The 17577-nt window shown below is 63.5% G+C and carries 18 protein-coding genes; 11 read left to right on the top strand and 7 right to left on the bottom strand.

Going from position 1 to position 17577, the window contains the following annotated elements; translation table 11 throughout:
* The first annotated feature begins 14 nt into the window (after window positions 1-14).
* From AC1Q7F_RS07455 to ftsY, 4 genes are all read left to right on the top strand, one after another.
* On the top strand, window positions 15-917 hold the full coding sequence (locus AC1Q7F_RS07455) for a hypothetical protein (protein WP_492505327.1): 903 nt from the start codon (window positions 15-17) through the stop codon (window positions 915-917).
* Window positions 918-986: 69 nt separating this feature from the next.
* A complete protein-coding gene (dapF, locus tag AC1Q7F_RS07460; RefSeq protein ID WP_492505329.1) occupies window positions 987-1829 on the top strand; it encodes a diaminopimelate epimerase in 843 nt (280 codons plus the stop codon).
* Between the two features lie 137 nt (window positions 1830-1966).
* Window positions 1967-3163, top strand: a complete 1197-nt coding sequence (gene mtaB / locus AC1Q7F_RS07465) for a tRNA (N(6)-L-threonylcarbamoyladenosine(37)-C(2))-methylthiotransferase MtaB (protein WP_492505711.1) — start codon at window positions 1967-1969, stop codon at window positions 3161-3163.
* Complete coding sequence (gene ftsY / locus AC1Q7F_RS07470) at window positions 3163-4272, top strand: signal recognition particle-docking protein FtsY (protein WP_492505331.1); 1110 nt, start codon at window positions 3163-3165, stop codon at window positions 4270-4272. The genes mtaB and ftsY overlap by 1 nt, the downstream gene beginning before the upstream one ends.
* Before the next feature lie 101 nt (window positions 4273-4373).
* Here ftsY and AC1Q7F_RS07475 read toward each other — a convergent pair whose 3' ends face one another.
* The gene (locus AC1Q7F_RS07475) at window positions 4374-4625 is read right to left on the bottom strand and encodes a hypothetical protein (protein ID WP_492505332.1); all 252 of its coding nucleotides are present in this window, start codon (window positions 4623-4625) and stop codon (window positions 4374-4376) included.
* 182 nt (window positions 4626-4807) lie between these two features.
* On the opposite strand from AC1Q7F_RS07475, the gene AC1Q7F_RS07480 reads away from it, so the two are divergent.
* On the top strand, window positions 4808-6319 hold the full coding sequence (locus AC1Q7F_RS07480) for an AMP nucleosidase (protein ID WP_492505334.1): 1512 nt from the start codon (window positions 4808-4810) through the stop codon (window positions 6317-6319).
* Between the two features lie 24 nt (window positions 6320-6343).
* Here the strand turns inward: AC1Q7F_RS07480 and AC1Q7F_RS07485 are convergent, their stop codons facing one another.
* Window positions 6344-7108, bottom strand: a complete 765-nt coding sequence (locus tag AC1Q7F_RS07485) for a TlyA family RNA methyltransferase (protein WP_492505336.1) — start codon at window positions 7106-7108, stop codon at window positions 6344-6346.
* Between the two features lie 64 nt (window positions 7109-7172).
* Between AC1Q7F_RS07485 and AC1Q7F_RS07490 the strand changes: the two genes are divergently transcribed.
* Window positions 7173-7310: an entericidin A/B family lipoprotein gene (locus AC1Q7F_RS07490; RefSeq protein ID WP_492505338.1), complete on the top strand. Its 138-nt coding sequence runs from the start codon at window positions 7173-7175 to the stop codon at window positions 7308-7310.
* A 2-nt stretch (window positions 7311-7312) separates the two neighbouring features.
* On the opposite strand, the gene AC1Q7F_RS07495 is transcribed toward AC1Q7F_RS07490, so the two are convergent.
* The 5 genes from AC1Q7F_RS07495 to AC1Q7F_RS07515 form a co-directional block, all read right to left on the bottom strand.
* Window positions 7313-8020 (bottom strand): pseudouridine synthase, encoded by a 708-nt coding sequence (locus AC1Q7F_RS07495; RefSeq protein ID WP_492505340.1) that lies wholly within the window; start codon window positions 8018-8020, stop codon window positions 7313-7315.
* A 72-nt stretch (window positions 8021-8092) separates the two neighbouring features.
* On the bottom strand, window positions 8093-9769 hold the full coding sequence (ettA, locus tag AC1Q7F_RS07500; protein ID WP_492505342.1) for an energy-dependent translational throttle protein EttA: 1677 nt from the start codon (window positions 9767-9769) through the stop codon (window positions 8093-8095).
* A gap of 405 nt (window positions 9770-10174) precedes the next feature.
* Window positions 10175-10672, bottom strand: coding sequence for a hypothetical protein (locus tag AC1Q7F_RS07505; RefSeq protein WP_492505344.1), 498 nt, complete (start codon window positions 10670-10672; stop codon window positions 10175-10177).
* On the bottom strand, window positions 10669-11052 hold the full coding sequence (locus AC1Q7F_RS07510; protein ID WP_492505346.1) for a hypothetical protein: 384 nt from the start codon (window positions 11050-11052) through the stop codon (window positions 10669-10671). The genes AC1Q7F_RS07505 and AC1Q7F_RS07510 overlap by 4 nt, the downstream gene beginning before the upstream one ends.
* Window positions 11033-11776 (bottom strand): N-acetylmuramoyl-L-alanine amidase, encoded by a 744-nt coding sequence (locus AC1Q7F_RS07515; protein WP_492505348.1) that lies wholly within the window; start codon window positions 11774-11776, stop codon window positions 11033-11035. The genes AC1Q7F_RS07510 and AC1Q7F_RS07515 overlap by 20 nt, the downstream gene beginning before the upstream one ends.
* A 296-nt stretch (window positions 11777-12072) precedes the next feature.
* Between AC1Q7F_RS07515 and AC1Q7F_RS07520 the strand changes: the two genes are divergently transcribed.
* The 5 genes from AC1Q7F_RS07520 (at window position 12073) to AC1Q7F_RS07540 (ending at window position 17575) form a co-directional block, all read left to right on the top strand.
* Window positions 12073-12405, top strand: coding sequence for a hypothetical protein (locus AC1Q7F_RS07520; RefSeq protein ID WP_492505350.1), 333 nt, complete (start codon window positions 12073-12075; stop codon window positions 12403-12405).
* A gap of 2 nt (window positions 12406-12407) precedes the next feature.
* Window positions 12408-12896: a hypothetical protein gene (locus AC1Q7F_RS07525; protein WP_492505351.1), complete on the top strand. Its 489-nt coding sequence runs from the start codon at window positions 12408-12410 to the stop codon at window positions 12894-12896.
* A 194-nt stretch (window positions 12897-13090) separates the two neighbouring features.
* The gene (carB, locus tag AC1Q7F_RS07530; protein WP_492505353.1) at window positions 13091-16375 is read left to right on the top strand and encodes a carbamoyl-phosphate synthase large subunit; all 3285 of its coding nucleotides are present in this window, start codon (window positions 13091-13093) and stop codon (window positions 16373-16375) included.
* 82 nt (window positions 16376-16457) lie between these two features.
* Window positions 16458-16931 carry a transcription elongation factor GreA gene (greA, locus tag AC1Q7F_RS07535; RefSeq protein WP_492505355.1) on the top strand — a complete coding sequence of 158 codons (474 nt, stop codon included), beginning with the start codon at window positions 16458-16460 and terminating at the stop codon, window positions 16929-16931.
* A 188-nt stretch (window positions 16932-17119) separates the two neighbouring features.
* Window positions 17120-17575, top strand: coding sequence for a hypothetical protein (locus AC1Q7F_RS07540; RefSeq protein WP_492505357.1), 456 nt, complete (start codon window positions 17120-17122; stop codon window positions 17573-17575).
* The last annotated feature ends 2 nt before the right edge of the window (window positions 17576-17577 follow it).

The following is a 17577-nucleotide window of genomic DNA, read 5'->3' on the forward strand; positions in this document are numbered from 1 at the left end:
GAGGGCGAAAGGCAATGATTGGCGGTTTGCTGGCGATGTTCCATCTGCCTTCCGTCAGCGCCACGATCATCACCGAGATCGTCCATCCCCCTCAACTGGTGCAATCGCCTGATGGTCGCAGTCGTTTCACGGTTACCGATATATGTCACGACAATGCCTGGGCCATTCTACCAGATGGACCGTATGTCCCGGAGCGCCCCGTGGGCGAGCAGCAATACATGTCCGCTTGCCTCAATTCAAAGCGGGTTTTCATCGGCGAATTCACCGCCAGGAACGATGACGGTACATGGCGTGTCCTTTGGACAAAGCCGTTGCCTGACGGGCTTTCCGCAGCCGATTGGCTGATGGATGAAGATGCCAACCTGTTGGCTACTCTGTGGTTTGACAGCAAAGACTACGTTGATAAAGTCCTGGTTTTCAATCGCAATGGTGATTTGCTCCGCGCTTACAGACTCGATGTCATTTTACGCGATGCGGGACTGCCCTGGCAGGGTTCGATCGCCTCCCCATCCTATTGGCAATTCCGCGTTCGCTTCACCGATGACCATCTTGCCTTGCAGATCGACGTGATACCCAAACTAAAATTGGTGTGGGAACAACCCAGCATTCCTCTCCATGCCGAACTATCGTTGTCAGATGGAAGGCTCTCTCTAGCTGACCCCGAACGGTGGGCCTTCGTCCGACGCGAGATGGAATGCCGCCTGATGGTCCACTACGCAGCGGAGCACGCGAATAGCCCGGATGTCGTCTGGAATGACAAGGGCGAAGGTGTGGCTGTGGAACATCCGGTGCCAATAAGAATATGGGCCAAGGTTAATGCAGAACTGGAAGCATCCATCGCGCAGACCAAAGCCAAGATACTCTTCGGCCTTGGACTTCCCTGCCGCGTGGCAACCGACGGCAGCGCCCCGCCGTGAGGCATCTGCATTCCCGCCCCGTCCCCACCGCCGTTTACGCCTTGCGCGCACGGGCTTATATAAGGCCCCATGACGATACCGTTTCTGAAGATGCATGGGCTGGGCAATGACTTCGTGGTCATCGATGCCCGAGAGGTCCCCGTCCCCCTGACGGCGACGCAGGTGGTTGCCATTGGCGACCGGCGGCGCGGGGTGGGGTTTGACCAGTTGATCCTGATCGAACCGCCGCAGGACAAGGCGGCGGACATCTTCATGCGCATCCTGAACCCCGATGGCAGCGAGGCCGGGGCCTGTGGCAATGCCACGCGCTGTGTCGCCTCCCTGGTCGGCAAGGGGATGGGGCGGGACGAACTGGTGATCCAGACCATTGCCGGTCTGCTGCGCTGCTGGCTGCACACCGATGGCACCGTCACCGTCGATATGGGTCCGGCCCGGCTGGACTGGCAGCAGATCCCGGTGTCGCAGGCCTGCGACACGCTGCACCTGCCGCCCGTTGCCGGGCCCCTGTCCGATGGGGTCGGCGTCAATATGGGCAATCCGCATGCCGTGCATTTCGTGCCGGATGCCGACGCCGTGGACCTGACCCACTGGGGTCCGCAGCTGGAGCGCCATCCTTTCTTCCCCGATCGCGCCAATATCGAGATCGCCAGCGTCATCGGCCCGGCATCCCTGCGCATGCGGGTGTGGGAACGCGGGGCCGGCATCACCCAGGCCTGCGGGTCGGGTGCCTGTGCCGTTGGCGTGGCTGCCATCCGCCGGGGTCTGGTGGAGGGTCGCCGTGTCGCCGTCACCCTGGATGGTGGGGTGCTGCATATCGAATGGCGTGACGATGGGCATGTATTGATGACCGGCCCTGTCGCCACCTCCTTCGCCGGGACCTTGGGGCCGGAATTGCTTGGAGAGACGCTGTGAGCGTCGATACCAGCCTCGCCGAGGCCGAGCATGTGCATGAAAGCGGCGAAGGCGGCCCGCCGGAGGTGACCGGCGGGGCCGGGGAGCCGACGCTGGTGACGTTCGGTTGCCGGCTGAATGCCTATGAGTCCGAAGTGATGCGCACCCATGCGCGACAGGCCGGGCTGGATGATGTGGTCATCGTCAATACCTGCGCCGTGACGGCAGAGGCGGAGCGGCAGGCCCGCCAGACCATCCGCCGTCTGCGCCGCGAGCGGCCGGGATCGAAGATCATCGTCACCGGCTGCGCCGCCCAGGTCAGCCCGGAAAAGTTCGCCGCCATGGGCGAGGTTGATCATGTGCTGGGCAATGATGCCAAGCTGACCGCCGCCCCCTGGGTGGCGTTCGGCGGCGCCAATGCCGAGCGTGTCGTCGTCAACGACATCATGAGCGTGAAGGAGACGGCCGGCCACCTGATCCAGGGCATGGAGGGCCGCGCCCGTGCCTTCGTGCAGGTGCAGAATGGCTGCGACCATCGCTGCACCTTCTGCATCATTCCCTATGGCCGCGGCAATTCCCGCTCCGTTCCGATGGGGGAGATCGTCAACCAGGTCCGCGCCCTGGTGGAAGCCGGCTATAACGAGGTCGTGTTGACCGGCGTGGACGTCACCTCCTATGGCGCCGACCTGCCAGGCCAGCCGTCGCTGGGCCAGATGGTGCGCCGGTTGCTGGCCCTGGTGCCGGATCTGGCCCGCCTGCGCCTGTCGTCGCTGGATGCGGTGGAGATGGATGATGACCTGTGGCGGCTGGTGGCGGAAGAACCACGCCTGATGCCGCATCTGCACCTGTCCTTGCAGGCCGGCGACGACATGATCCTGAAGCGCATGAAGCGCCGGCACCTGCGCGGCGACGCCATCGCCTTCGCCGACAAGGCGCGGTCCTTGCGCCCCGACATGGTGTTCGGTGCCGATATCATCGCCGGATTCCCGACCGAGACGGAGGCGATGTTCCAGAACAGCCTGGATATCGTGGAACAATGCGGCCTGACTTGGCTGCATGTCTTCCCCTACAGCCCCCGTCCCGGCACCCCCGCCGCCAAGATGCCCCAGGTCCCCGGCCCCATCCGCAAGGAACGCGCGGCCCGCCTGCGCGCCGCCGGCGCGGCGCAGGTCGGCCGCTATCTGGCGGCCCAGGTCGGTCATTCCGCCAACGTATTGGTCGAACGAAGGGGCCTGGGCCGCAATGAGGGCTTTGCCGAGATCATCGTGCCAGATCATTATGAACCCGGAACGATTATCCGCTGCACCGTCACCGGCGTCGCCGGCACACAACTGACCGCGCGAGTCCTCGACTGATGCTGAACTGGTTCAAGAAGAAGCCGGCCGCCACCCCGGAAACGCCGGATCCGCAGGTCGAACCGGCATCGGCGCTGGCGGAAACGCTTCCGCCGGCCGCGGCGGAACCGATCGCGGTCGAACCCGCCCCGGTCGTCATCGAGCCGGCGCCCCTCCTGGAGGCGTTGCCGGAGCTGGAGGACCAACCGGAGCGCAAAAGCTGGTTCTCCCGCCTGAAGGACGGGCTGTCCAAGTCCACCGGCCGCCTGACGGAGGGCATCACCGGCATCTTCACGAAGAAGAAGCTGGATGACGAGGCGCTGGAGGAGTTGGAAGAGCTTCTGATCCGCGCCGACCTTGGCCCCCTCACCGCCGCGCGCCTGACCGCCGGCCTGGCCAAGACCCGCTTCGGCAAGGAGGTCTCGGCCGAGGAGGTGAAGGAATACCTGGCGGCGGAGCTGCAGAAGATCGTCGAGCCGGTGGCCCGACCGCTGATCATCGACACCTCCAGGAAACCGCACGTCATCCTGCTGGTCGGCGTCAACGGCACCGGCAAGACCACCACCATCGGCAAGCTGGCCCGCCAGTTCCGCGACGAGGGCAAGAGCGTCTGGCTGGCCGCCGGCGACACGTTCCGCGCCGCCGCCGTGGCGCAGCTGAAGGTCTGGGGTGAGCGCACGGGCTGCCCCGTCGTGGCCCGCGATACGGGCGCCGACGCCGCTGGCCTGGCGTTCGACGCCATCCAGCAGGCCACGGCCGCCGGTGCCGACGTGCTGCTGATCGACACGGCCGGCCGGTTGCAGAACAAAGCCGGGCTGATGGAGGAATTGCGCAAGATCGTGCGCGTGATCAAGAAGATCAATCCCGAGGCCCCGCACACCACCTTGCTAACCCTGGACGCCACCACCGGCCAGAACGCCCACAGCCAGATTGAGGTGTTCAAGGATATGGTGGCCATCAACGGCCTGGTCCTGACCAAGCTGGACGGGTCGGCGCGCGGCGGCGTGCTGGTGGCGCTGGCGGAAAAGTTCACGCTGCCGGTGCATGCCATCGGCGTGGGCGAAGGCGTCTATGATTTGCGCCCGTTCGAGGCGAAGGGCTTCGCGCGGGCGCTGGTGGGGCTTGAATAGGCGGTTGCCGCAAAGGGGTTTCGCCATCTGTGGTGCGGCACCGCTTGCGGTCACGCGACCAACCCCCGGCTGGCCGCGTGACCGGCGGATACCGGACGATGTCAGCTCATCACACGATAGGCGACGACCTGCGGACCGAAATGCAGGAAGTCCTTGCGCAGGGCCTGGACCGTGACATTGTTGCCCTTGACGAAAGCCGCGCTGAGGACGGTCAGCAAGGTCGGCGTCGATTCGTCGATATAGAAGGAATTGCCCCCGACCGACGCGGCAAGATAGCCGGGGTTGGACGGTGTACCGGGGAAGGACTGAATCGAGGTGACGGGACCTTCATAGGTGGGGTTATCAGCACTCATTCTCTTCTCCATCATATGTCCACAACATCCTGTGGTGGACATATATATACTCCCCACATCCTCCAGCATTCTATGCAACCTGTTGCGTACCCCGGCCGATCTGACCGTCTTCAAAAATCTCCCCTTCCCAACCACCCCCTCTCTGGCGCATAAAGAAGTGCAAACTCATAGGAGCTTGCACAGTGAATTCATCCAACAATTCGACCGTTGTTCCGTCGGTGGAGAGCTTCCCCGACGCCGATAGTGCGTATGCCCGCGTCCGGGCGCTTTATGACGAGGCTGTTGAGTTTCTGCGCGGCCGGTTTTCCGCCTTTGCCCGTGGCGAGGATCTGGGGGGGCGCGTGCGCGCCTGTTACCCATTCATCCAGATTCGCATCGATGCCGAACCCCGTATCGACAGCCGGCTGGCCTATGGCTTCGTCCATGGCATGGGAACCTTCCGCACCACCATCACCCGGCCCGACTTGTTCGACCATTACCTGCACCATCAGCTGAGCCTGCTGGTCAAGAACCATGGCGTGCCGCTGGAGGTGGGGATCAGCGACAGCCCCATCCCCATCCAGTTCGCCTTCCCCGAAGGCATGCATGTCGAAGGCGACCTGACGCCGGAGCGGCTATACCAGCTGCGGGATTATTTTGATCTGCCCGATCTGGTCTATATGGATGACAGCATCGTCAACGGCACGCATGTCACGCCGCCGGGCGCGCCCCGCCCGCTGGCCCTGTTCACGGGTCCTCGCGTGGATTACAGCCTGCACCGGCTGAAGCATTACACGGCCACCAAGCCTGATCATTTTCAGAATTACGTGCTGTTCACGAACTACCAGTTCTATATCGACGAGTTCGTGCGCCGTGGCCTGGAGATCATGGAGCCGTCGGATGATCCGGCCACCCAGGCCTATCGCCGGCAGTATGAATGTTTCATCGAACCGGGTGACCACATCACCTGGAACCAGGCCACCCCCCCGGGCCGCGACGCAGAGGGCCAGAAGGTGCCGCGCCTGCCGCAGATGCCCGCCTATCACCTGAAGCGCAAGGACGGCAACGGCATCACCATCGTCAATATCGGCGTCGGCCCGTCCAATGCCAAGACGATTAGCGACCATATCGCCGTGCTGCGTCCCCATGTCTGGCTGATGCTGGGCCATTGCGCCGGCCTGCGCGACACCCAGCGCCTGGGCGATTATGCCCTGGCCCATGGCTATGTGCGTGACGACAAGGTGCTGGATGCAGACCTGCCCACCTGGGTCCCCGTCCCCGCCCTGGCCGAGGTGCAGGTGGCGCTGGAGGATGCGGTGGAGGAAGTGACCGGCCTGTCGGGCTGGGAACTGAAATCGATCATGCGCACCGGCACCGTAGCCACCATCGACAACCGCAACTGGGAACTGCGTGACCATAGCGAGCCAGTGCAGCGGTTCAGCCAGTCGCGCGCCATCGCGCTGGACATGGAATCGGCCACGGTCGCCGCCAACGGCTTCCGCTTCCGCGTGCCCTACGGCACATTGCTGTGCGTGTCGGACAAGCCGCTGCATGGCGAGATCAAGCTGCCCGGCATGGCCAACCATTTCTACCGCGCCCGCGTGGACCAGCATCTGGCCATCGGCATGCGCGCCATGGAGATGATGCGCGATACCGGTCTGGAACGGCTGCACAGCCGCAAGCTGCGCAGCTTTGCCGAGGCCGCGTTCCAGTAAGGGCGGTAAGGCGGGTGGGGTGGATTACCCCGCCCGCCGCCCCCCGATCAGGAACTCCCTATTTCCCTCCGGCCCCGTGATCGGGCTTTCCACCACGCCCAGCACGGTCCAGCCCGGCTGCCCCGTCAGCCAGCCGGTGATGCGATCACAGACCTCCTGGTGCAGTTCCGGCTCGCGCACCACCCCGCCCTTGCCGACGCGGCCCTTGCCCACCTCGAACTGCGGCTTGATCAGCGCAACCAGGTATGCACCGGGCCTGGTCAGGGCCATGGCGGCGGGCAGCACGGTTTCCAGCCCGATGAAGCTGGCATCGCACACCACGATGTCGATGGGATCGGGGATGATCTCTGCATTCAGGTGGCGGGCATTGGTTTTTTCCAGCACCACGACCCGCTGGTCTTCGCGGATTTTCCAGGCCAACTGCCCATGGCCGACATCGACAGCATAGACCTTGGCGACACCCCGTGTCAGCAGCACGTCGGTGAAGCCGCCGGTGGAGGCGCCGACATCGATGCCGATGAAGCCGGTCGGGTCGATCCCGAACTGGTCCAGCCCCTTAACCAGTTTCAAGCCACCCCGGCTGACCCAGGGATGGTCCTGGCCCTTGACGATCAGCAATTGGCTTTCCGGCACCGTCTCGCCGGCCTTGTCGATGCGGCGCGTATCGGCATAGACGAGGCCGGCCAGGATCAGGGCCTGGGCCTTGGACCGGCTTTCGGCCAAGCCGCGATCAACCAAAGCCTGATCCACCCTGACTTTCGGCTCTTTAACTTTTGGCGGCTTGGACATGGCGACACGCTTTTGCAATAATGGGTTACTTAGGATTGATAGTCCCGGAACAACGGATAAGCCAATGAAACGCGCCCTGATCGTCACCACCCTGGCCCTCGCCGCCCTGTCCTTGTCTGCGTGCAACACCGTCGAAGGCGTAGGCAAGGATATCAAGAGCGCCGGCAAGGCCATCGAAGGCAGCGCCAACGGCGCCAAATAGGGTCATCCGGCGGCGGTGAAGATGGATGCAATCTCGCCCGCGTCCAACTGCCGCCACGCCCCCTCATCCAGGTCGCCCAGCGTCAGGCCCCCGATGGAGACGCGATGCAGCGTCTCCACATGGTTGCCGACGGCGGCGAACATGCGGCGGATCTGGTGATAACGCCCCTCGCGGATGGTCAGCCTCGCCCGCCGCTCGCCCAGCACCTCCAGTGTGGCCGGCAGCAGCGGCGTCTTCTCCGACTTCAGCATCAGGGTGCCGGACGCGAAGACGGACGATTCCTCCCCCGTCAGGGGCCGTGCCAACTCCGCCTCATAGACCTTGGGCACGTCGGCCTTGGGCGAGATGATGCGGTGCAGCAACTGGCCGTCATCGGTCAGCAGCAGCAGGCCCGTCGTGTCGCGGTCCAGCCGGCCCACCGGGGCGATGATCGGGTTGCGATATCCGAACCGCTCGGGCAGCAGCTCATAGACCACCCGGCCGGGATCAGAGGTGGAGCAGGTGTAACCTGCGGGCTTGTGCAGTATCAGCACCGAACCCTGGGCCGGGTCCAGCGCCTCGCCATCGATGCGGATATCGCCATGCGCCGCCTTGTCGCCATCGGACAGGATGGTGCCGTCGGCCAGCGTCACGCGACCTTCCTTCAGCAGCATCTTCACGTCCCGCTGGCTGCCATAGCCCAGATTGGCGATCAGGCGGACAAGGCGCATCGAAAGGACCTCTTTGAATGAACAAGGGCCGGGGAGTGATCCCCGGCCCCAGACCAACGGTATGCGGCGGGATCAACGTTCCAGCGGCTTGTACTTGATGCGGTGCGGCTGGTCGGCCTCGGCACCCAGGCGGCGGCGCTTGTCGGCCTCGTAATCGGCATAATTGCCTTCGAACCACACGACCTGGCTATCGCCCTCGAACGCCAGGATGTGGGTGGCCAGACGGTCCAGGAACCAGCGATCGTGGCTGATGACCACGGCGCAGCCGGGGAAGCTGCTCAACGCCTCTTCCAATGCCCGCAGGGTTTCGACGTCCAGATCGTTGGTCGGTTCGTCCAGCAGCAGGACATTGGCACCGGACTTCAGCATCTTGGCCAGATGCACGCGGTTGCGCTCACCGCCCGACAACTGTCCGACCTTCTTCTGCTGGTCGGCACCGCGGAAATTGAAGGCCGAGACATAGGCGCGGCTCGGCATGGACTTCTTGCCCAGCTCGATGATGTCCAGCCCGCCGGAAATTTCCTCCCAGACATTCTTCTTGGCGTCCAGGCTGTCACGGCTCTGGTCGACATAGCCCAGCTGCACCGTTTCGCCCACGCGGAAGGTGCCGCCATCGGGCTTCTCCGACCCGGTGATCATGCGGAACAGCGTGGTCTTACCGGCACCATTGGGGCCGATGATGCCGACAATGCCGCCGGGCGGCAGGCGGAAGGACAGATCATCCACCAGCAGCCGGTCGCCAAAGCCCTTGCGCAGATGTTCGGCCTCGATGACCACATTGCCCAGGCGCGGCGGCGTCGGGATGACGATGCGCGTCTCGCCGATGGCTTCCTTCTGGTTGGCGGATGCCAGCAATTCCTCATAGGCCTGGATACGGGCCTTGGACTTGGCCTGACGGGCCTTGGGGCTGGCGCGCACCCATTCCAGTTCCTGGGCCAGGCTCTTCTGCTTGGCGCCTTCCTCGCGACCTTCCTGCTCCAGCCGCTTCTGCTTCTGCTCCAGCCAGGCGGAATAATTGCCCTCATACGGGATGCCCGACCCGCGATCCAGTTCCAGGATCCAGCCGGTGACGGCATCCAGGAAGTAACGATCGTGGGTGACCATCACAACGGTGCCGGCGTAATCGGCCAGGAAGCGCTGCAGCCAGGCCACGCTTTCGGCATCCAGATGGTTGGTCGGTTCGTCCAGCAGCAGCATGTCGGGCTTGGACAGCAGCAGCTTGCACAGCGCCACGCGGCGCTTCTCACCGCCCGACAGCTTGTCCACGGCGGCATCACCGGCGGGGCAGCGCAGCGCGTCCATGGCGATCTCGACCGTGCGGTCCAGGTCCCAGGCGTCGGCGGCGTCGATCTTTTCCTGCAGCTCGGCCTGCTCGGCCATCAGCGCATCGAAATCGGCATCGGGATCGGCCATCGCCTCCGACACCGCATTGAACCGGTCCAGCAGCGCCTTGGTGGGGCCCACGCCCTCCATGACATTGTCCCAGACATTCTTGTCCGGGTTCAATTGCGGCTCCTGCGGCAGATAGCCGACCTTCACGCCCTCGGCCGACCAGGCCTCGCCATTATAATCCTTGTCCAGCCCGGCCATGATCTTCAGCAGGGTCGACTTACCCGACCCGTTCACACCCAGCACGCCGATCTTGGCGCCGGGATAGAAGGACAGCCAGATATTCTCGAACACCTTCTTGCCGCCGGGATAGGCCTTGGTCACACCCTTCATCACATAGACATATTGATACGCGGCCATCGTCACACCCTCGATGCGGAGTTTGAGCGCACCATAGTGGCGGTGGCCTGCAATGTCATGCGGCGAGTTTCGATGGCGCGTCCGACGAGCCGCCCGTCAGGGCCATCGCCATGCGGTGCCGGGTACGTATCCGACACGCCGTACAGTTCTCACCGTCTTGACCGTATGGACCGTTCGAACACGATGGACTGTATTGACCCGTCGCGACTGGAATGACGGGACAGTGCCGGGAACCGTAGGTCGCGACGGCACATCTTCCTGGTCCTCGACATCGCTCTCGTCTGCCATGGCAAAAGTCCTTTCCCTGCAACCGGTTCGCGTCAGGCCCTAACCCCGCCCCCATCGGCCAAGGCAGCGCGAATCCGGACTGCGGACAGCCCGGATGATGTCAGATCATCCCCTTGATTATCCCGCCGGACCCGCCGCGGCGGCGGGCGGCGCCGAATTCGGACAATGGACGGCAGGCGGAGAGACCGGGGTGCGGTTGCCAACCTTATCGGCGAAACCCTGCGATATGACCTGTGCAGCGCTGCCAGTGGCGAAGAATTTGCCAAGTCCCAGTTTGTTCTGGTCGCCGGTTGTATTGTCCAAGCTAAATTGGCCAAAAGTCGACAAGGCGTCGGAATCCGTCGCTGGAGGAGCAGGTTCGGTCGCGCACCGATTGAATGAATCCCCTCCGATCGAGCCTGTGATGGGGTGAACTGAATCGCCACTTTTAATCGTAGCCGGAATCACCGCGATATTGTTGTCCGCGAAGCCCAGCGAAATCTTTGCATCCTGCTGCGGCACGGAGCCGCTGATGCTGAGGCCGAAGGTCTGCTGCTGCGCGAACACCAGGTAAGTGGCGTCCTTGTTCGTGCAGCCGGCCAGAATGAGACATGGCAGCAGCATCAGTCGCTTCATCGTGGTTCTCCTTGGTTCTTGGCCCCGTAAAGACAGATGTTCTTGCCCCGCAGGAAGCTGGACATTTGTTTCGCCGTCACCTCGTCACCATCGAGGATGATGATGCGGCAATCATCGATGGGCAGCGTGATCCTGATGCTGCTCTTGTATCCGACCAGCAATTCATCCCCGCGTATCGCGATTCCCATGATCTTTTCCGTGACGATGCCGGGCGGATGCGGGTTGGGGGTACCCGACAGCCCCTCCAGAGACGCGGCGAATCCCTTGTCACCACCCTCATCCCGGAGCACCAGAGCGCATCCGCCCGCAAGCAGGGATAAAATGAGAGTACCGATGGCACGGAAAGCAAAGCGAACCGGTCTAGCCGATGTAATTCCCATGCACCCATCCCGTCATGGCAGACTTGCCTTGCGCCTCCAGAACTTCAACGAAGCACCAGATGCCTTCGCGTGACTTCAGGGCAAGCTGCCGGCCGGCGGGAAGCGGCGATCCCGTCAACTTCTCATATTCTGTGCCCGGCCCCTGACGGATATTCACCTCGGTCAGGGTGACCAGCTGGTCATACTGGTCATCCCGGCGGCCCAGCAGATAGGAACGGAACTGTTCCATGGGGAAGGCGGGGCCGGGGTCGCGCTTGCGACCGGGTGCGATGTCATCATGGCCCAGGACATCGACCAACTTATATTCCCGGCAGATGGCCGCCGCTGCCGCCAACGCCGCCGCCAGCTGTTCCTGCGTATAGCGGTGCCAGCCGCCTTCCTTCAGGTCGTATTTATGGGCCAGAACATCCACAACCCCGTCGGGATATTTGGCGCCGAACCAGGAGACCCATCCGCCGCTCGTGCGCCGCAACTCACCAGCATTGTCCAGCTCAATGCCGATGGAGGCCTTGTTCAGCCCGACCAGACCGTGCCATTCGCTCTTGCCGGCGTGCCAGGCGACACGGTTGAACGGCACCAACTGCGTGATGGCGCCGTCGCGGCCGATCACGAGATGCGCGGAAGCGTTGCTGCCGGGATTGCACAGATGGTTGATCGAACTTTCCGCACTGGCCCCGGCCGTGAAATGCATCACAAGATAGCGGGGCGTGAGGGGGTCGCCCACATTGGGGCTTGGGCGTTGAGCCACAGGCCCCTGGTCACCATGAAGGAAGTGATCCTTGATAATCATTCATTGCTCCAGATAAATAGTTATATGACTTTATATAAAATTAGACGATATCGCTATGACAATTTGTGTAAAAATTGCAACCCCTCATGCGAATTCAGCAGAACGGAGGCGGCCGACCGAGGGCAGGATCGGACACTTCGCCGAACTCCTAACCTTTCGCTGTCGGAATCTGCTAACCGGTCACGCAGACAAGCTGTAATATGGTGACCTATCCTGTCGGAAGGTCACCCATGGGCATGTTCGACTTCCTGAAGGTGGATGTCATCGAGAAGGTCAAGGTGCCGAAATATACCGCGCACCTGAATATCGATGGCAAGGAACTGACCGTCGCCAATCTGGGCGTCAATTCCGTCACCGTGTCGGGGGCCAAGCTGAAGGTCGGGCAGTCGGTCACCTTCGATCTGGCGCTGAAGGACCCCAAGCAGAATTTGAAGCTGAAGGGGGCCGGCACCGTGGCGTCGGTGGATAAGAAAACCGGCACCAAGATCAATTTCACCAGCCTGCCGGAAGAGAGCAAGAAGGCCGTGGCGCTGTTCCTGGCCCGGCTCGCCATCGCGCGCTGATGATGACGCGTTGCTTTCGAACAACGGGGCGTGCCGCCCTGGCCTGTCTGCTGCTTGCAACCGCCAGCCCCGCCCTGGCTGACCGCCCCGCACCGGCGCAGCCCAACCAGGGGCGTGGATTCGGCAAGCTGCCCTGGCAGAGCTGGATCGACCCCGCCATCGCCAAGCCCCGCCCCGTGCCACAGCGGCGCGACCGCATCGTCTATGCCTTCGACGCACCGTCGCGCGGGCTGCTGACGGTCAATCTGGAATTGTCGAAACTGTGCCGGGCCGGCCGGTTCAACCAGCTGATCAATCTGCATTACCGCGCCTTCGGGCCGGACGAGCGGCCCTGGGGCGTGGCCTATGGCCGCATGGCGGTGAACCTGTTCGACCCGACGCGCCAGCGTGACGAGGGGCTGGTCTATTTCTTCAAGGGGCAGGAAACGACCAACTGCACTGTCTTCACGGCCCGGCAGGATGATCTGCGCGGCTTTTATATCGGGCCGTAACGGGCAACGAAATTACCCGTGTTTTGCGTCCCGCCCGGCGCATCCCAGCGCCCCAAGCTCGGCACTTCCACTCCGCCCCCGACCCCTCTATATAGGCCCCTCAGCCGGGCGCCCCCCGCACCCATTGTGGCGCGGGGGGCGTTTTGCCGCGACCATATCGCCCTTCCCGCCCGAAAAAGACGGTCCGACTGATCATGCCCAAGCGCTCCGACATCAAATCCATCTGCATCATCGGCGCGGGTCCGATCATCATCGGACAGGCCTGCGAATTCGACTATTCCGGCGTTCAGGCCTGCAAGGCGCTGAAGGAGGAAGGGTACCGGGTCGTCCTGGTGAATTCCAACCCGGCCACGATCATGACCGATCCGGGTCTGGCCGACGCCACCTATATCGAGCCGATCACGCCGGCCGTCGTCGCCAAGATCCTGGAGAAGGAGCGGCCCGACGCGCTGCTGCCCACCATGGGCGGCCAGACGGCGCTGAATACGGCACTCGCTTTGTTCCATGACGGCACGCTGGAGCGCCTGGGGATCGAGATGATCGGCGCCAAGGCCGACGTCATCGAGAAGGCCGAAGACCGGTTGAAGTTCCGCGACGCCATGGACAAGATCGGGCTGGAAAGCCCGCGCTCGCGCGTCGTACGCAATTATGACGAGGCGCTGGATGCGCTGGCTGTGGTGGGATTGCCCGCCATCATCCGCCCGTCCTTCACCCTGGCCGGCACCGGCGGCGGCATCGCCTTCAACCGGGCGGAGTTCGAGGACATTGTCCGCGGCGGCCTGCGCGCCAGCCCCGTACACGAAGTGCTGATCGAGGAATCGGTCCTGGGCTGGAAAGAGTATGAGATGGAGGTTGTCCGCGACAGCAAGGACAATTGCATCATCATCTGCTCCATCGAGAATATCGATGCCATGGGCGTGCATACGGGCGACAGCATGACGGTCGCCCCGGCCCTGACGCTGACCGACAAAGAATACCAGATCATGCGCAATGCCAGCCTGACGGTGCTGCGCGAGATCGGCGTGGATACCGGCGGGTCGAACGTGCAGTTCGGCGTGCATCCCGACACCGGCCGCATGGTGGTGATCGAGATGAACCCCCGCGTGTCCCGCTCCTCCGCCCTGGCGTCCAAGGCCACCGGCTTCCCCATCGCCAAGATCGCGGCCAAGCTGGCCGTCGGTTACACGCTGGACGAGCTGGACAATGACATCACAGGGTCGACGCCCGCCAGCTTCGAGCCGACGATCGATTACGTGGTCACCAAGATCCCCCGCTTCGCGTTCGAGAAGTTCCCCGGCGCCGACAACACGCTGACCACCAGCATGAAGTCAGTGGGTGAGGTCATGGCCATCGGCCGTACCTTCGCGGAGAGCATGCAGAAGGCGCTGCGCGGGCTGGAGACCGGCCTGACCGGCTTTGACGAGATCGACCTGCGCGATGCCAACGGCAATGTCGATCAGGGCCGTCTGCGTCACATGCTGAGCCGGCCGACCCCGGAACGGCTGCTGATCGTGGCCCAGGCCATGCGCCATGGCTGGACGGTCGAGCAGATCTATGAGGAGTGCAAGTACGACCCCTGGTTCATGCGCCAGATCGAGGCCATCGTGCAGGAGGAGGAGGCCATCCGCGCCGCCGGCCTGTCCGGCCTGGATGTGCAATATCTGGCCCGTATCAAGTCCATGGGCTTCAGCGATGCCCGCATCGCCACCCTGACCAACGCCACGGAAGCGGCCGTGTCGGCCCATCGCCGGGCCTTGAATGTCCGCCCGGTGTTCAAGCGCATCGACACCTGTGCGGCCGAATTCGCCAGCCGCACGCCCTATATGTATTCCACATATGAGGGCAACGGCCTGGAGCCGGCGGAGTGCGAGAGCGCGCCGACCGACAAGAAGAAGGTCGTCATCCTGGGCGGCGGTCCCAACCGCATCGGCCAGGGTATCGAGTTCGACTATTGCTGCGTCCATGCCGTCTATGCGCTTCAGGAAGCGGGCTATGAGACGATCATGGTCAACTGCAACCCGGAGACCGTCTCCACCGACTATGACACCGCTGATCGCCTGTACTTCGAATCGCTGACGGCCGAGGATGTGATCGAGCTGGTGGAGAAGGAGAACCAGAACGGCGAGGTCAAGGGCCTGATCGTGCAGTTCGGCGGCCAGACGCCGCTGAAGCTGGCCAAGGCCCTGGAAGAAGCCGGTCTGCCCATCCTGGGCACCACGCCGGACGCCATCGACCTGGCCGAGGACCGTGAGCGGTTCCAGCAGCTGCTGCACAAGCTGGAACTGCGCCAGCCGGCCAACGGCCTGGCCCGGTCGCTGGAAGAGGCCGTCGCGGTCGCCGAGAAGATCGGTTTCCCCGTGGTCATCCGCCCCTCCTACGTGCTGGGCGGCCGCGCCATGGAGATCGTCCATGACATGGCAGGGTTGCACCGCTATATCGCCACGGCGGTGAAAGTGTCGGGCAACAACCCGGTGCTGATCGACAGCTATCTCCAGAACGCCATCGAGGTGGATGTGGACGCGGTGGCCGACGCCACGGGCGAGGTCTATGTCGCCGGCATCATGGAGCATATCGAGGAAGCCGGCATCCATTCCGGCGACAGCGCCTGCGCCCTGCCCCCCTATACGCTCTCCAAGCCGGTCATCGACGAGCTGACGGTGCAGGCGGTGAAGCTGGCCAAGGGGCTGAACGTCGTCGGCCTGATGAATATCCAGTTCGCGGTCAAGCAGAGCGCGGACGGGTCGGGCATTGGCGGCTACGACATCTACATCCTGGAAGTGAACCCGCGCGCCAGCCGCACCGTGCCCTTCGTGGCCAAGGCCACCGGCACGCCCATCGCCAAGATCGCGGCGCGGGTCATGGCCGGGGAAACCCTGTCGCAGTTCAAGCTGTCCGGCCCCTTCCCGCCGCACACGGCGGTCAAGGAAGCCGTCTTCCCGTTCAACCGTTTCCCCGGCGTGGATCTGCTGCTGGGACCGGAAATGCGGTCGACGGGCGAGGTCATGGGCCTGGACAAGAACTTCGCCCTGGCCTTTGCCAAGGCCCAGCTGGGCGCCGGCGTGACGCTGCCCAAGGAGGGCACCGTGTTCATCTCCGTGCGCGATGGCGACAAGGCGGCGATGATCCCGGTGGCCGCCAAGCTGGTGTCGCTGGGCTTCAAGGTTGTCGCCACGCGCGGCACCGCCAAGCTGCTGATCGATAATGGCGTCAAGGTTTCGGCCATCAACAAGGTGGTGGAAGGCCAGCCGCATATCGTCGATGCCATGATCAACGGCGATGTCCAGCTGATCTTCAACACGACCGAAGGGTCGCAGGCGGTTTCCGACAGCTTCAGCTTGCGCCGCACCGCGCTCACCAATAACATCCCCTACTACACCACGGTGGCCGGAGCCGAAGCGGCAGTTGAAGCCATCTCGGCGTTGAAGGTCGGCGGTCTGGACGTGGCGCCGCTCCAGTCTTACTTGAGCGGATCTTACTAAGGACGGTCTGGTCGGCCGGGGCGGGACGCCGCCCCGACAGGCTTATTTTGTTTCTGGGCTACCTTTACTGGGATAGGGCACGATGGAAAAAGTTCCCATGACGGCTCGGGGGTATAACCGGCTGCAGGATGAGTTAAAGCACCTGAAGAGCATTGAGCGTCCAGCGGTGATCAAGGCCATCGCGGAAGCCCGCGAGCATGGCGACTTGTCCGAGAATGCCGAATATCATGCGGCACGGGAGAAGCAGAGCTTCATCGAAGGCCGCGTGATGGAGCTGGAAGACAAGATCAGCCGGGCCGAGGTGATCGAGCCAACCAAACTGTCCGGCAATGCCGTGAAGTTTGGCGCCACCATCACGCTGGCTGATGAGGACACCGATGAAGAGGTGACCTATCAGATCGTTGGCCAGGATGAGAGCGACATCAAGCAGAGCCTGATCAGCATCACCAGCCCGCTGGCCCGCGCCCTCATCGGCAAGACGGTCGGTGACAGCGTCGAGGTGACGACTCCAGGCGGCTCCAAGAGTTATGAGGTCGTGGGCATCGCCTTCAAGTAGGGCGATCACCCGCGACATCCGCCTGAAAGCACCGAACCCGCCCGGCCCCGGCCGCGGCGGGTTCTGCTTTTCCTGATCCGGCGGATGGGCGCCACCACTTTGGCGCGCTCACAACCTATAACTTTTACATTGCATACGTGTATCCTGCCGCGCATCATCATCGCAACAACGTCGATGCGGGGTTTGCCATGCGGGCCGTTCTGTTGCTTCTGTTCGGCCTGATACTGGCACCGGTGCCGGCGGCCGGGGCCGGGGACGTGACAGAGGTCACGGCGGACAGGCCGGCCTGGCGCAAGGTGCCGCTGACGCGCATCCCCACGGCGGACGAGCTGGTGGCTCTGCGTATCGGTATCCGGGAAGAGAGTTTCTACGGTACCCGCCATATCATCGTCGATGTGCCGACGGGGCCCGCCTTCGTGGCCCAGATCATGATCGATCCCAGGACCCCGCCGCCGCCGGCGGAAAACGGCATCCTGTGGTTCGACGGTGCCGTCCCTTCCCACGCCTTCAACAGCACCCATCCCGACCTGAAGCTACGCTTCCTGATGGATGAGGGCTGCAAGCCCGGTGAGGCGGTCCCGCCGGGACGCGGCCCGCTGCAGGTGACGGAGGTAAGGGCCGAGCTGGCATCGCTCAGCCCCTGATC

This window comes from Niveispirillum sp. GW835-FHT14G11 (assembly GCF_058793615.1).

Excerpts from the sequence above, each read along its gene's own strand:
- AC1Q7F_RS07455 (WP_492505327.1), top strand. The coding sequence starts at position 15 with ATGATTGGCGGTTTGCTGGCGATGTTCCATCTGCCTTCCGTCAGCGCC.
- dapF (WP_492505329.1), top strand. The coding sequence starts at position 987 with ATGACGATACCGTTTCTGAAGATGCATGGGCTGGGCAATGACTTCGTG.
- mtaB (WP_492505711.1), top strand. The coding sequence starts at position 1,967 with ATGCGCACCCATGCGCGACAGGCCGGGCTGGATGATGTGGTCATCGTC.
- ftsY (WP_492505331.1), top strand. The coding sequence starts at position 3,163 with ATGCTGAACTGGTTCAAGAAGAAGCCGGCCGCCACCCCGGAAACGCCG.
- AC1Q7F_RS07475 (WP_492505332.1), bottom strand. The coding sequence starts at position 4,625 with ATGAGTGCTGATAACCCCACCTATGAAGGTCCCGTCACCTCGATTCAG.
- AC1Q7F_RS07485 (WP_492505336.1), bottom strand. The coding sequence starts at position 7,108 with ATGTCCAAGCCGCCAAAAGTTAAAGAGCCGAAAGTCAGGGTGGATCAG.
- AC1Q7F_RS07490 (WP_492505338.1), top strand. The coding sequence starts at position 7,173 with ATGAAACGCGCCCTGATCGTCACCACCCTGGCCCTCGCCGCCCTGTCC.
- AC1Q7F_RS07495 (WP_492505340.1), bottom strand. The coding sequence starts at position 8,020 with ATGCGCCTTGTCCGCCTGATCGCCAATCTGGGCTATGGCAGCCAGCGG.
- ettA (WP_492505342.1), bottom strand. The coding sequence starts at position 9,769 with ATGGCCGCGTATCAATATGTCTATGTGATGAAGGGTGTGACCAAGGCC.
- AC1Q7F_RS07505 (WP_492505344.1), bottom strand. The coding sequence starts at position 10,672 with ATGAAGCGACTGATGCTGCTGCCATGTCTCATTCTGGCCGGCTGCACG.
- AC1Q7F_RS07510 (WP_492505346.1), bottom strand. The coding sequence starts at position 11,052 with ATGGGAATTACATCGGCTAGACCGGTTCGCTTTGCTTTCCGTGCCATC.
- AC1Q7F_RS07520 (WP_492505350.1), top strand. The coding sequence starts at position 12,073 with ATGGGCATGTTCGACTTCCTGAAGGTGGATGTCATCGAGAAGGTCAAG.
- AC1Q7F_RS07525 (WP_492505351.1), top strand. The coding sequence starts at position 12,408 with ATGACGCGTTGCTTTCGAACAACGGGGCGTGCCGCCCTGGCCTGTCTG.
- carB (WP_492505353.1), top strand. The coding sequence starts at position 13,091 with ATGCCCAAGCGCTCCGACATCAAATCCATCTGCATCATCGGCGCGGGT.
- greA (WP_492505355.1), top strand. The coding sequence starts at position 16,458 with ATGGAAAAAGTTCCCATGACGGCTCGGGGGTATAACCGGCTGCAGGAT.
- AC1Q7F_RS07540 (WP_492505357.1), top strand. The coding sequence starts at position 17,120 with ATGCGGGCCGTTCTGTTGCTTCTGTTCGGCCTGATACTGGCACCGGTG.